Below are 13934 nucleotides of genomic sequence, written 5' to 3'. Positions count from 1 at the left end.
GAAACCGGTGCAAGCCCGCCGTGACGGGTGCCTGCTCTACTTCTGACGCCACCGCCGGATGGTGCGGACGAGGGTGTCGGTGGAGGTGTCGCCGGTGTCGGGGTCCGCCGCGCCGGTCAGGGCCGGTGCCAGGGCCAGGGCCTGGGTCTTGCCGAGTTCGACGCCCCACTGGTCGAACGAGTCGATGCCCCAGATCACGCCCTGGACGAAGGTCTGATGCTCGTACAACGCGATCAACTGGCCCAGCGTCGCCGGGGTCAACGCCGGGGCGAGCAGGGTGGTCGAGGGCCGGTTGCCGGGCATCACCTTGTGCGCCACCAACCCCGGGTCGGTGCCGTCGGCGGCGACCTCGGCCGCGGTGCGCCCGAACGCGAGCACCCTGGCCTGGGCGAGCATGTTCGCCAGCAGGATCTGGTGCATGCTGCCGGTCCCGTCCCGGGTGGGCAGGTCCTCGCACGCGGCGGCGAACCCGACGAAATCGGCCGGGATAAGCCGGGTGCCCTGGTGCAGCAACTGGTAGAACGCGTGCTGCCCGTTGGTGCCCGGCTCGCCCCAGAAGATCTCCCCGGTCTCGTGGTCCACCGCCGTGCCGTCCCGCCGCACGCTCTTGCCGTTCGACTCCATGGTCAGCTGCTGCAGATACGCCGGCAGCCGGGCCAGGTCCTGACTGTAGGGCAGCACCGCCCGCGACTGCGCCCCCAGCACCGACGCGTACCACACCCCCAGCAGCCCGAGCAGCACCGGCGCGTTCGCCTCCAGCGGGGCGGTGGCGAAGTGCTCGTCCACGGTGTGCATCCCGGCGAGGAACTCGGCGAAGCGCACCGGCCCGATCGCGCACATCACCGCCAGCCCGATCGCCGAGCCCACCGAGTACCGCCCGCCCACCCAGTCCCAGAACCCGAACATGTTCGCCGGGTCGATGCCGAACTCGGCGACCTTGCTCGCGTTGGTGGACACCGCCACGAAATGCGCCGCGACGGCGTCCTCGCCGAGCGCGGCGACCAGCCAGCGCCGCGCGGCGGTGGCGTTGGTGAGGGTTTCGACGGTGGTGAACGTCTTCGACGCCACCACGAACAGCGTGGTGGCCGGGTCCAGGCCGGTCAGCTGCGCGGTCAGATCCGCCGGGTCGATGTTGGCGACGAACCGCACCGCCGGGCCGTCGGCGTAGTGCCGCAACGCCCGCGCCACCATCGCCGGGCCCAGATCCGAGCCGCCGATCCCGATGTTCACCACCGTGGCGATCGGCTCGCCGGTGGCGCCGCGCCAGGTGCCCGAGCGGACCTTCTCGGCGAAGCCGGCCATCGCGTCGAGCACCGTGTGCACCTCGGCGACCACGTCGGTGCCGTCCACGGTCAGCGTCGCCGACCGCGGCAGCCGCAGCGCGGTGTGCAGCACCGCCCGGTCCTCGGTGGTGTTGATCCGGTCCCCGGCGAACATCGCATCGCGGCGGGCCTCGAGCCCACACGCCCGGGCCAGCTCGAGCAGCAACCCCACCGTGGTGTCGGTGATCCGATGCTTGCTGTAGTCGATGTACCACTCCCCGACGGTCAGCGAGAACCGCTGCGCCCGCCCCGGATCCGCCGCGAACAACCCCCGCAGATCCACCGCCTCGAGCTCCGAACGGTGCTGGGACAGCTGCTGCCACGGTGCGGTTCGAGTCACGTCGCTCATGAATTCAGAGCCTAGTGCGGGGCCGCAGTTACCGGCGGGTTCGGAATCCGCTCGGGTCGTGGAGCGCATGATGTGGGTCATGGACACCGAAGAACTGATCCGGACCGTACCGACAGAACTGTTCCTCGGCGGGGAGTGGGTGGGCGCAGAGAACGGCGCCACCTTCCCCGTCCACGATCCCGCCACCGGCGACACGCTCACCGACGTCGCCGACGCGAGTCCGGCGGACGCCGTCCGCGCCCTCGACGCCGCGGTGGCCGTCCAGCACGAGTGGGCCGCGACCCCGCCGCGCGAACGTGGCGAACTGTTGCGTTCGGTGTTCGCGCGGATCACCGAACGTGCCGAGGACTTCGCGCTCCTGATGACCCTGGAGATGGGCAAGGCCCTGCCGGAGAGCCGGGCCGAGGCCAAGTACGGTGCCGAGTTCTTCCGCTGGTTCGCCGAGGAGGCGGTGCGGATCGCGGGCCGCTACACCCACGCGCCCGCGGGCAACGGACGGATCCTGGTGACGAAGCAGCCGGTGGGACCGTGCCTGGCGATCACGCCGTGGAACTTCCCGCTCGCGATGGGCACCCGCAAGATCGGTCCCGCCCTCGCTGCGGGCTGCACGATCCTGATGAAGCCCGCGTCGGAGACCCCGCTGACGATGCTGCTGCTCGCCCAGCTGTTCGCCGAGGCCGGCCTGCCGAAGGGGGTGCTGTCCGTGCTGCCGACGTCGCGCGCCGGGGCGGTCACCGGTCCGCTGATCGACGATCCCCGCCTGCGCAAGCTGACCTTCACCGGTTCCACCGGGGTCGGCCGGGCCCTGTCCGAGCGGGCCGGGAAGGCGATGCTGCGCACGTCGATGGAGCTGGGCGGCAACGCGCCGTTCCTGGTGTTCGACGACGCCGACCTCGACGCCGCGGTCGAGGGCGCGCTGGCCGCGAAGCTACGCAACGGCGGCGAGGCGTGCACGGCCGCGAACCGCTTCCACGTCGCCAACTCGGTGCGAGAGGAGTTCGTGAAGAAGCTGACCGAGCGGATGGCGCAGTACCGGCTCGGGCGCGGCACCGACCCCGGCACCACACTCGGGCCGTTGATCAACGCCGGCCAGCGGGAGACCGTCGGCGCGCTGGTGCAGGACGCGGTGGGGGCCGGGGCGAGCCTCCGGCTCGGCGGATCCGTCCCCGACGGCCCGGGGTGGTACTACCCGGCGACCGTGCTCGACGGGGTGACGGCCGAGGCCCGGATCCTGCGGGAGGAGGTGTTCGGCCCCGTCGCCGCCGTGGCCGGGTTCGACACCGAGCAGGAGGCGATCGATGCGGCCAACGCCACCGAATACGGACTGGCCGCGTACATCTACACGCAGAGCCTGGACCGGGCGCTGCGGGTGGCCGAGGCCGTCGAGTCCGGCATGGTGGGCGTCAACCGGGGCGTGATCTCCGACGTGGCGGCGCCGTTCGGCGGTGTCAAGGCCTCCGGGCTGGGCCGCGAGGGCGGCAGTGAAGGCATCGAGGAGTACCTCGAGACGAAGTACATCGCGCTGCAGTGACCTGCGCGACGGTGACGCCCCCGAGCGTCGGGACCGACGGGCTCGGGGGCGTACCGGCGGGACTCGGTGACCGAATCGGCCGTGGCCTCGGTGACCCGGACGGCCGTGGCCTCGGTGACCCGGACGGCCGTGGCCTCGGTGACCCGGACGGCCGTGGCCTCGGTGACCCGGACGGCCGTGGCCTCGGTGACCCGGACGGCCGTGGCCTCGGTGACCCGGACGGCCGTGGCCTCGGTGACCCGGACGGCCGTGGCCTCGGTGACCCGGACGGCCGTGGCCTCGGTGACCCGGACGGCCGTGGCCTCGGTGACCCGGACGGCCGTGGCGTCAGTGACCGAGACGGCCGCGGCCGAGCCGCAGCAGCAGCATGGCCAGGGTGTGACCCTCCTGGCCCAGCTCGCTGAAGCGCTCGAGAACCTTCATCTCGCGGCTGTGCACCAGGCGGGTACCGCCGGAGGCCATGCGGGTCTGGCCGATGATGCGCGAGACCTCGGTACGGCGTTTGACCGCCGCCAGGATCTCGGAGTCGAGCCGGTCGATCTCTTTACGGAGCTCGTCGATCTCCGCCTCGGTGGTGGGCAGGGCAGCGTCGGATGCGCTGGCTCCGGAACCGGCGGCCTCGGTGTTGGTGCTCATGTCGTCTCCTCGCGTCAGCTCTGGGATCGCTTCGGATACTGCGGGCGTTACCGGTCCGGCCGTCGGCTCGGGACTTCGGTGGCGCAGCAGCCGAAGCCTCGGGTGTGGTCAGGCCTCGGTCATCGGCTCTCACACCGATGGAAGTGTCGCCGATAGTGGCGACGTGGAGCGCATGACATGACGTTCAGTTTGCCACCCGTCCCCGAACCGGCCAAGTAAGGCATACCTGCCGAATCGCCCCGGCCCGGCCGGCACGGCTGTCGGCGATCGCCGGTAGTTTGGTACCACGATGAACACACCCGTTGCCTCCGGCCGTCCCGTCCCCGCGTCGAACTCGGGGGTGCGGGCGATGACCCCCGACGCGCTGCTCGAGGGGCTCAATCCCCAGCAACGGGAGGCCGTGACCCACACGGGGTCTCCGCTGCTCATCGTCGCGGGGGCCGGCTCCGGCAAGACGGCGGTGCTGACCCGGCGCATCGCGTACCTGCTGGGTGAGCGTGGGGTGGCGCCGGGCCAGATCCTGGCGATCACGTTCACCAACAAGGCGGCCGCCGAGATGCGCGAGCGCGTCGCCCACCTCGTCGGTCCGCGCGCGAACAGCATGTGGGTGTCGACGTTCCATTCGAGCTGCGTGCGGATCCTGCGGGCGCAGTCGGCGCTGCTGTCGGGGATGAACTCGAACTTCACCATCTACGACGCGGACGACTCCCGGCGGCTGCTCACCATGATCGCCAAGGATCTCGACCTCGACGTCAAGCGGTATTCCGCGCGGCTGCTGGCGACGCACATCTCCAATCTCAAGAACGAGCTGATCGGCCCCGAGGAGGCCGCGGCCGACGCGGACCGCGAGGCGGCGGAACTGCCGCGGATCGTCGCGCGGGTCTACGCGCACTACCAGCAGCGGCTGCGCGCGGCCAACGCCTTCGACTTCGACGACCTGATCGGCGAGACGGTGGCACTGTTGCAGGCGCATCCGCAGGTGGCGGAGTACTACCGCCGACGGTTCCGCCACGTTCTCGTCGACGAATACCAGGACACCAACCACGCGCAGTACGTGCTCGTGCGCACGCTCGTGGGCGGTGCGGACGACACCGTGACGGACGATGCGGTCGCGCCGGGGGAGCTGTGTGTCGTCGGCGATGCCGACCAGTCCATCTACGCGTTCCGCGGCGCGACGATCCGCAACATCGAGGAGTTCGAACGCGACTATCCCGACGCTCGCACGATCCTGCTCGAGCAGAACTACCGTTCCACCCAGAACATCCTCTCGGCGGCCAACGCGGTGATCGCGCGCAACACCGGACGACGGGAGAAGCGGTTGTGGACGGACTCCGGCGCGGGGGAACCGATCACCGGGTACGTCGCCGACAACGAGCACGACGAGGCGCAGTTCGTGGCCGCGGAGATCGACCGGCTCGTCGACGCCGGTGAGGCCAGGTTCGCCGACGTCGCGGTGTTCTACCGCACCAACAACTCCTCCCGTGCCCTCGAGGACGTGTTCATCCGGCACGGCGTGCCCTACCGGGTGGTCGGCGGCGTGCGCTTCTACGAGCGCAAGGAGGTTCGCGACCTCGTCGCGTACCTGCGGGTGCTCGCCAACCCGGACGACACGGTCAGCCTGCGCCGTATCCTCAACACCCCCCGTCGCGGCATCGGCGACCGCGCGGAGGCCTGCGTGGCGGTGCACGCCGAACGCACGGCGGTCGGGTTCGGCCGGGCCCTGCGCGACGCGGCCGAGGGCACCGTGCCCCTGCTGAACACCCGCTCGCAGAAGGCCATCGCCGCGTTCGTCGACCTCATGGACGAGCTGCGGGGGATGCTCACCGAGACCGACGCCGACGGCAACGACCTCGTCGACATCGGCGACGTCGTCGAGGCGGTCCTCGACCGCACCGGTTACCGCGCCGAGCTCGAGGCCAGCGACGACCCGCAGGACGGCACGCGGCTCGACAATCTCAACGAGTTGGTCAGCGTGGCAAGGGAATTCAGTTCGGATGCCCGCAATGCCGCGGGTCTCGAGGAGGAACGGGAGGGCGCGGAGGGGGAGCCCGAGCCCGGCTCGCTCGCCGCGTTCCTCGAACGGGTGTCGCTGGTGGCCGACGCCGACCAGATCCCCGAGGAGGGCGACGGGGTCGTCACCCTGATGACGCTGCACACCGCCAAGGGTCTCGAGTTCCCGGTGGTGTTCGTGACCGGGTGGGAGGACGGGCAGTTCCCGCACATGCGAGCGCTCGGCGACCCGGCCGAGCTGTCGGAGGAACGGCGCCTGGCCTATGTCGGGCTCACCCGCGCGCGGCAGCGCCTCTACCTGAGCCGGGCGGTGCTGCGCTCGGCCTGGGGGCAGCCGGTGACCAATCCGGAATCGCGCTTCCTGCAAGAGATTCCGCAGGAACTCGTGGAGTGGCGCCGGGAGGATCCGGGGGTGGCCGGTGGTCACGCCATCGGAGCCGGCCGGGGCCGGGGCGGCTACGGCGGAGTCGGCTCCGGCTTCGGGGGTGGAGCGTCCCGGTTCGGCGACGACCGGCAGTCGACACCGAGTTTCGGGGCCGCGCGCTCGCGCAACAACCATCTCGTGCTCGCCGTCGGCGACCGGGTCAGCCACGACAAGTACGGCCTCGGCACGGTCCTCGAGACCCGCGGCTCCGGGCCGACGGCGACGGTGGTCATCGACTTCGGCAGCGCCGGGAAGGTGCGGCTGATGCTCGTCGGCGGCGTGCCGATGGTCAAGCTCTGACCCCGGGTTCCCGGCCGGACGCGAAACGGGCCCCGCACCAGCCGGTGCGGGGCCCGTTTCGCGAGAAACGCCGGAGGTCAGTCGTTCCGGATGCCGAGGGAGATGCCGCGGGTCGCGAGCCAGGGCAGCGGGTCGATCTTGTCGATGCCGTTGAGGTGCACCTCGAAGTGCAGGTGCGGGCCGGTCGACTGGCCGCGGTTGCCCATGGTGGCGATCTGGTCGCCGGCCATGACCTGCTGACCGACCGTCACCATGGACTGGTCGATGTGGCCGTAGACGGTGACGGTGCCGTCCGCGTGGCGCAGGCGCACCCACATGCCGAAGCCGGACGCCGGACCGGAGTCGATGACGGTGCCGTCGGCGACCGCGAGGATCGGGGTCCCGATCGGACCGGCGATGTCCACCCCGGCGTGGAGGGTGCCCCAGCGGGCACCGTAGCTGGAGGTGAAGACGCCGGCGGCCGGAAGGACGAACAGCGGGCGGCGGGCGGCGGCCTCGCGGGCGGCGCGCTCCTCGCTGAACCGCTGGCCCTTGGCGAGCAGGTTCGAGAACTGGGAGAGGTCGTTCGGGTCCGCGATGTTGAGGACCTGCGGGGCCTGGGACGGGGCGGCGCCCTCGGACTCGGTCTCCGGGGCGAACTGCGCGGCCTGCGGCACCGCGGTGGCGGTGATGACGTGCGAGTCGGTGGCGTCCGCGGCGAGGGCGACCTCGGAGTGCTCGGACTCCTGGGCGGGGCCGCTGGCGGCGGCCTGGCCCGCGGCGACGACGGCGCCGGCGGCGACCGCGAGAACCGCGGCGCGGCCCTTGAGGGCGGCGGGGGGAGTGGGAACCCGGTGGGCGCCGCCGCGACGAGTGGGGGCGGCCAGATCGCCGTCGGGTGATCCGGGGGCGGTGAGCGGCTCGGCCGGCTCGGTGCCATAGAATTCGTACTGCTCGGTGGTACTGGTGTTGCGGAAGTTCACAATGCTCGAGACGTCTAGATCGTCCGCCGGGCCCTCGTCGAGGTAACGCTCGTGCGGCTGCCAGTGGCCCGGATAGAGATGGTCGGTGGCCTCCGTGGACTCGAAGTCACCGAACCCGCTGCCGGGACGGCTGTCGGCGCGTGGAGTGCAAGTGTGCATCGACTGCCGTCCTCCGTTCGTGACCTGACCGTTATTCGGACCGAAGCGACGGTAACGAAACGATCGCAAGCGTGGCAACCCAAACGGGCTGGAAATCGGGCCTTGTGACTGGCATCACAGTTTGAGCTGGGCGTATATGGAAACGTTCCTTCGGTTACGGCGCGATACCGAATATTCACGGTGTGTCACGCCGCGATGAATCGGAACGTCGCCGTAGCGTCGGGGCGTGCCGAGCCGCCCGCCCGTCCTCGTCGCCGCGTTCGTCCTGTCCGTGCTCGGCGCCATCGCCGTGGCGGTCGCGCCGTTCCTGCCGGCGGTCCGCGCCGACGCCGGGCCCGTCGGCGCCGCCCTCGGCGCCGCGACGCTCGTCGCCGTCGCCGCCGCGCTCGCGGTGCCCGTCGGCGCGGTGAGTCTCGCCCGTCGGCCCGGGCCCCTCGCCGGAATCCGGGCCGGCGCGCTGCTTGCGGGGGCCGGGTTCGTCGCACTCGGCGCGGCCCTGCTCGACGTCGCGCTGTTCACCGACGCCCTCGACGCCGACCGGCTCGAGCTCTTCCGGCCCCTCACAGCCGCCGGCCTCACGGCGGGCCCGGGCGCGGGCGTCGTCCTCGCCGGCCATCTCGCCGCGGTCGGCGCCGGAGTCCTCGGGGCCGTCGCGGTCCGGCGGCTCGGGGCCGACCCCGCACACGTGCCCGGCGAGGACGGCCCGGTGGGTGTGCGCGTCGGGGCCCCGGCGGCGACCGCGGTGGCGGTGGCGGCCCTGGTCGCGGCCGGTGCGCTCCTCGCCCCGCCCTTCGTCTCGGACGACCCGGTGCTGCTCGGCCCCGGCGTCCTCGACGCCACCACGGCCACCGCGATCGGTTCCCTGGCCGCCGCGGTCGCGGTGGTGCTGACGGCGACGTGGGCGCTGGTGACCGGTTCGCCGGCTGCCGCGACGGGCCTGGTGGCGGGTGCGGGGCTCGGTGCGCTCGGCATCCTGGGCCCGCGCCTGGCGGCGGGCCTCACCGGTGAGCGGCTCGCGCCGTCGCCCGGTGCCGCCGTCGGGGTGGTCGCCGCCGTCGCCCTCGTCGCGGCCGCGGTCGCACTGCCCCGGCTCGTCGCCCGGTCCGCCCGCGCCGCAGGGCCGGTGCCCAGGGCGGTCACGTCCGTCCCGGCGATGCTGCGCCGGCACGTCACCGCGGGCGTCGCGGGGATTGCCACCGGCGTCGTCGCGACGGCGGGTGCGCTGCTGCCCACCCTGTCGGTCCCGGCCGGGGCGCCGGCGCCCGACCTGCCGGCCACTCGCCTGCTGCTCGCCGCAGGCCTGCTCGTGCTGGCGCTGAGCGTGTGGCTGCTGCTCTCCGAATTCGCCGCCCCGCTGCGGCCCGCCGTCGCGGTGCCGGTCGTCGCGGTGGTCACCGCCGCCGGGGCGGTGCTGCAGTCCTGGGTGCTCGCCGCGGACCTGCCCGGCGTCGGTGCCGGGCCGGGCGCGTGGCTGGCCGGCGCCGCGATCCTGGGGGCGGCGGCGACGGGGGTGCTCGTCGTGCTGGCCGGGGGTGCGGAACGCGACGGCATCGACACCTCCGTCGAACGGATCGCCGGGCCGGTCGTGCGCGCGGTGGGCGCGGCTGCGGCTCTCGTCGCCGGTGCCGGTGTGCTGTTGCCGGTGCAGCCCGGGGCCGGTTCGGTCCTGGGCTATCCGTGGGGCTACGACGTGTGGGGGCGGGTGCTGCTCGCCGTCGCGGTGGTCGCAGCGGTGCTGGTCGCAGCGCGGTCGCGGCCGGCCCGGGGCGGTGTGCTGCTGCTCGGCGCGGCGGCGTCGGTGGCCCTGTATGCGGCGTCGTGGTTGCTCGTGCGGAGCCCGGAGCAGGAGCCGGTGAACGGCGTCCTCACACTGCCTGCAATCCTTGGGGTGGTGTTCCTCCTGGCTGCGGCGTGGCTCACAATCCGGGAGGAAAATCCGTGAGGTACCCCTCGGGCCCCTCGCTCCGGTGACATGCGACACATACCAGGAGTGCGGGCGTTTGGTGGGACTTCCGACTAGTTACAGTCCGAACGGACCCGCTCATACCCCTCGAGCGGGCGTCAACGCAGACGAGACGGTGAGCAGATGGATCTCTTCGAATACCAGGCGAAGGAACTCTTCGCCAAGCATGGTGTGCCGACGTCGCTGGGTCGTGTGACCGACACGGCCGACGATGCCAAGGCGATCGCCGAGGAAATCGGTAAGCCTGTGATGGTCAAGGCCCAGGTCAAGACCGGTGGTCGTGGCAAGGCCGGTGGCGTGAAGTACGCCGCCACCCCCGAGGATGCGAAGACCCACGCCGAGAACATCCTCGGCCTCGACATCAAGGGTCACATCGTCAAGAAGCTGCTGGTCGCCGAGGCCAGCGACATCGCCGAGGAGTACTACATCTCCTTCCTGCTCGACCGGGCCAACCGCACCTACCTGGCCATGTGCTCGGTCGAGGGCGGCATGGAGATCGAGGAGGTCGCGGCCACCAAGCCCGAGCGTCTCGCCAAGGTTCCCGTGGACGCCGTCAAGGGCGTCGACCTCGCGTTCGCGCGCAGCATCGCCGAGCAGGGCCACCTGCCCGCCGACGTGCTCGACGCCGCGGCCGTGACCATCCAGAAGCTGTGGGAGGTCTTCGTCGCCGAGGACGCCACCCTGGTCGAGGTCAACCCGCTCGTGCGCACCCCCGACGATCAGATCCTCGCCCTCGACGGCAAGGTCACCATCGACGAGAACGCGGGCTTCCGCCACCCCGAGCACGCCGAGCTCGAGGACAAGGACTCCACCGATCCGCTCGAGGCCAAGGCCAAGGAGCACGACCTGAACTACGTCAAGCTCGACGGCCAGGTCGGCATCATCGGCAACGGCGCGGGCCTGGTCATGTCGACCCTCGACGTCGTCGCGTACGCCGGTGAGAAGCACGGCGGCGTCAAGCCCGCCAACTTCCTCGACATCGGTGGCGGCGCGTCCGCCGAGGTCATGGCCGCCGGCCTGGACGTCATCCTGAACGACGGCCAGGTCGAGAGCGTGTTCGTCAACGTCTTCGGTGGCATCACCGCGTGCGACGCGGTCGCCAACGGCATCGTCAAGGCGCTGGAGATCCTCGGCGACGAGGCCAACAAGCCGCTGGTCGTCCGCCTGGACGGCAACAACGTCGAGGCGGGCCGCAAGATCCTGGCCGACGCCAACCACCCGCTGGTCACGCTGGTCGGAACCATGGACGAGGCCGCTGACAAGGCCGCCGAGCTGGCGCACGCCGCGAAGTAAGGACACACGGAGAACATGTCTATCTTCCTCAACAAGGACTCGAAGGTCATCGTCCAGGGCATCACCGGCGGCGAGGGCACCAAGCACACCGCCCTGATGCTCAAGGCCGGTACCCAGGTCGTCGGCGGCGTCAACGCCCGCAAGGCCGGCACCACTGTGTCCCACACCGCCGCCGACGGCTCGGCCGTCGAGCTGCCCGTCTTCGGTACCGTCGCCGAGGCGATGAAGGAGACCGGCGCGGACGTCTCGATCGCGTTCGTCCCCCCGAAGTTCGCCAAGGACGCCATCATCGAGGCCATCGACGCGGAGATCCCGCTGCTCGTGGTCATCACCGAGGGCATCCCGGTGCAGGACACCGCGTACGCGTGGGCCTACAACGTCGAGAAGGGCAACAAGACCCGGATCATCGGCCCCAACTGCCCCGGCATCATCACCCCGGGTGAGTCGCTGGTCGGCATCACCCCGGCCAACATCTCCGGCAAGGGCCCGGTGGGCCTGGTGTCCAAGTCCGGCACCCTGACCTACCAGATGATGTTCGAGCTGCGTGACTTCGGCTTCTCCACCGCCATCGGCATCGGCGGCGACCCGGTCATCGGCACCACCCACATCGACGCCATCGAGGCGTTCGAGAAGGACCCCGAGACCAAGCTCATCGTCATGATCGGCGAGATCGGCGGCGACGCCGAGGAGCGCGCGGCCGACTACATCAAGGCCAACGTGACCAAGCCGGTCGTCGGCTACGTCGCCGGGTTCACCGCTCCGGAGGGCAAGACCATGGGCCACGCCGGCGCCATCGTCTCCGGCTCCTCGGGCACCGCGCAGGCCAAGAAGGACGCCCTCGAGGCGGCCGGCGTGAAGGTCGGCAAGACGCCGTCCGAGACCGCCGCTCTCGCGCGCGAGATCCTGCAGTCGCTGTAGGCGGCTCCGCCGCCGGTGCGTCCTTTGGGCGGTCCTGACCGCCCAAAGGACGCACCGGCAGCTCCGCTGCCTACCCGTCCACCCATTCGGTGCCGACGGGCTCGAGCTCGCCGGCGCCGGCCGTCGCCGACGCCACCACGCTCCGCAACCCGGCCGCATCCCGGGCCGCGACCGTGAAGACGACACGCTCCGTGTAGGACACGTCGAGCACGCTCACCCCGCGGCCCCGTAGTTCCGACTCCACCCGGCCGGCGTCACCGTGCCCCACCGCCAGGGTGAACACCTCCCGTCGCTCCCGCGGCACCAGCGTCGCCGCGTCGACCGCGACGGCCACCGCACCCGAATACGCCCGGACCAGTCCCCCCGCGCCGAGCTTGATGCCGCCGAACCAGCGGGTGACCACCACCGCGACGTTCACCAGATCGCGATGGTGCAGCACCTGCAGCATCGGCACCCCGGCCGTGCCACCCGGTTCCCCGTCGTCGCTCGACCGTTCCGCCCGGTGCGCCGGCTCGTCGCCCACCACGAAGGCCCAGCAATGGTGCCGCGCATCGGGATACAGCCTCCGCTGTTCCTCGACGAAGGCGAGCGCGGCGGTATCCGAGTCGACGCGACGCAGCGCGGCGAGAAAGCGGGAATGCTTGATCTCCGTCTCGGCGACGACGTCCGCTCCGGGCTCGAGGGTGCTGGGCATGCGCACATTCTCGCCGGTGGGGATTCGCCGGATTCCCGGGACTCCTGCCGCCCACGGTGATCGTGCCTAGGCTGGTCACAGAGCAGCCGACGACATCAGGAGGAGCGATGACCTACCCAGCAGGCTCGGGAACGGGCCGGTCCGACACCCCGTCAGGTCCCACGGGGTCGTCGACCGGGGGCGGATCCAGCCTCGCCTCCCGTGGCTCCGACAAGGTGGTGCCGCTGCTCCTGCCGATCGCCGTCGCGGTGCTGGCGGTGCTGAACTTCCTGCTCGGCCTGGCCCCGTACGTGCGGATCTCCTTCGGCACCCAGGTTGCGCTGTCGTCGTTCGACTTCGGGTTCGCGGTCGTGCCGCTGGCCTTCCTGCTCTTCGGTGGCGCGGCCGCGGCACTGTCGCTGCTACCGGGTCAGGACCTGCGCTCCGTTGCGGTGGCGGCCTCCGCGGTCGGCTTCGTGGTGTCGCTGTTCCAGCTCTTCCACCTGCCCGACGACACCGGTATCTCGTGGGGTGGGGTGTCGATCCTCGTCCTCGGCTTCCTGCAGACCGCGCTCGCGCTGATGGCGCTGCTCTTCGGGATCGGCATCCTGGTGCCCGGCCAGCGCCGCGCGCCCGCGCAGTCGTTCGGCGGCCAGGGAGGCGGCGGGCAGGGCGTGGGCCAGGGGTACAGCGGCGGCCAGGGCTACAGCGGTCAGGGGTACGGCGGCCAGGGCTACGGAGCGCAGGGTGCCGGCGCGGGGCAGGGCTATCCGTCCGGTCAGGGCTACGCTCCCGGCGCGGCGTCGAGCGGATACGGAACGCAGGGCTCCGGCTACCCCTCGGGGTCCTCGGCCTACCCCTCGGGGTCCTCGGCGCAGTACCCCGGCTACCAGCAGCCGCAGTACTCCACCGGGCAGTACCCGTCGGGGCAGTACTCCACCGGCCAGTATCCGTCCGGGCAGCACCCGTCCGGACAGTACCCGGGATCCCAGTACCCGGGCACCCAGTACTCGGGCGCGCAGCCGCGCGAGCACTACCCCAGCCCGGACTACGGCGCCCAGACCGAGCACCTGAGCCAGCCGCTGCGCGTCGACCGGCCGCAATCCGAGGGGCAGCACCCCGGCCAGCAGGCCTACACCCCGACGGGAGCCCAGGCCCCGTACGGCGCCGGGTCGCCCGGTCCTTCGGGCCGGCCGGGGGAGCCCGCCGGTGGCGGCGCGGACGAGCCGACCGTGCTCGCCCCCCGGCACGCCGATTCCGAGCAGGATGCCGCGGGGCGTCCGTCGGAGGACGACGCCGAGCGGACGTCGGACCCGGCGCCGACGCAGGCGTTCCGCCCCGGTGACGAGCCGCGGTGACGGCTCCCGCACGTGCTGCGGCGCGCCTGACCGTCA

10 protein-coding genes are annotated in these 13934 nt (G+C 71.8%); 6 read left to right on the top strand and 4 right to left on the bottom strand.

The annotated features are described in order from the left end of the window. Window positions 1-36: 36 nt before the first annotated feature. Entirely contained in the window at window positions 37-1671 is a 1635-nt protein-coding gene (pgi, locus tag OCS65_RS22220) for a glucose-6-phosphate isomerase (RefSeq protein WP_263507644.1), read from the bottom strand. 79 nt (window positions 1672-1750) lie between these two features. Here pgi and OCS65_RS22215 point away from each other — a divergent pair, with 79 nt between their 5' ends. Next, window positions 1751-3202 carry an NAD-dependent succinate-semialdehyde dehydrogenase gene (locus tag OCS65_RS22215; RefSeq protein WP_263507642.1) on the top strand — a complete coding sequence of 484 codons (1452 nt, stop codon included), beginning with the start codon at window positions 1751-1753 and terminating at the stop codon, window positions 3200-3202. 327 nt (window positions 3203-3529) lie between these two features. On the opposite strand, the gene OCS65_RS22210 is transcribed toward OCS65_RS22215, so the two are convergent. Then, window positions 3530-3838, bottom strand: coding sequence for a chorismate mutase (locus OCS65_RS22210; RefSeq protein WP_029541984.1), 309 nt, complete (start codon window positions 3836-3838; stop codon window positions 3530-3532). Between the two features lie 289 nt (window positions 3839-4127). On the opposite strand from OCS65_RS22210, the gene pcrA reads away from it, so the two are divergent. Next, window positions 4128-6572 carry a DNA helicase PcrA gene (pcrA, locus tag OCS65_RS22205; RefSeq protein WP_065922907.1) on the top strand — a complete coding sequence of 815 codons (2445 nt, stop codon included), beginning with the start codon at window positions 4128-4130 and terminating at the stop codon, window positions 6570-6572. A gap of 77 nt (window positions 6573-6649) precedes the next feature. On the opposite strand, the gene OCS65_RS22200 is transcribed toward pcrA, so the two are convergent. Further along, window positions 6650-7693: a M23 family metallopeptidase gene (locus OCS65_RS22200; RefSeq protein WP_065922906.1), complete on the bottom strand. Its 1044-nt coding sequence runs from the start codon at window positions 7691-7693 to the stop codon at window positions 6650-6652. 226 nt (window positions 7694-7919) lie between these two features. On the opposite strand from OCS65_RS22200, the gene OCS65_RS22195 reads away from it, so the two are divergent. The 3 genes from OCS65_RS22195 to sucD all read left to right on the top strand — a co-directional run bounded on the left by OCS65_RS22195 (window position 7920) and on the right by sucD (window position 11867). Beyond that, on the top strand, window positions 7920-9635 hold the full coding sequence (locus OCS65_RS22195) for a hypothetical protein (RefSeq protein ID WP_263507640.1): 1716 nt from the start codon (window positions 7920-7922) through the stop codon (window positions 9633-9635). Between the two features lie 144 nt (window positions 9636-9779). Continuing rightward, entirely contained in the window at window positions 9780-10949 is a 1170-nt protein-coding gene (gene sucC, locus OCS65_RS22190; protein ID WP_006945023.1) for an ADP-forming succinate--CoA ligase subunit beta, read from the top strand. Between the two features lie 15 nt (window positions 10950-10964). Then, entirely contained in the window at window positions 10965-11867 is a 903-nt protein-coding gene (sucD, locus tag OCS65_RS22185; RefSeq protein WP_003937757.1) for a succinate--CoA ligase subunit alpha, read from the top strand. Window positions 11868-11937: 70 nt separating this feature from the next. Here sucD and OCS65_RS22180 read toward each other — a convergent pair whose 3' ends face one another. Beyond that, the gene (locus tag OCS65_RS22180) at window positions 11938-12561 is read right to left on the bottom strand and encodes an IMPACT family protein (protein ID WP_050036291.1); all 624 of its coding nucleotides are present in this window, start codon (window positions 12559-12561) and stop codon (window positions 11938-11940) included. Between the two features lie 107 nt (window positions 12562-12668). Here OCS65_RS22180 and OCS65_RS22175 point away from each other — a divergent pair, with 107 nt between their 5' ends. Further along, window positions 12669-13898, top strand: coding sequence for a DUF5336 domain-containing protein (locus tag OCS65_RS22175; RefSeq protein ID WP_168579298.1), 1230 nt, complete (start codon window positions 12669-12671; stop codon window positions 13896-13898). Window positions 13899-13934: the final 36 nt, after the last annotated feature.

Origin of the sequence: Rhodococcus aetherivorans (assembly GCF_025722975.1) — a bacterium.
Taxonomy (GTDB): Bacteria; Actinomycetota; Actinomycetes; order Mycobacteriales; family Mycobacteriaceae; genus Rhodococcus; species Rhodococcus aetherivorans.
Note: the sequence above shows the minus strand (reverse complement) of the source record. Positions and strands in the feature narration are given on the sequence as shown.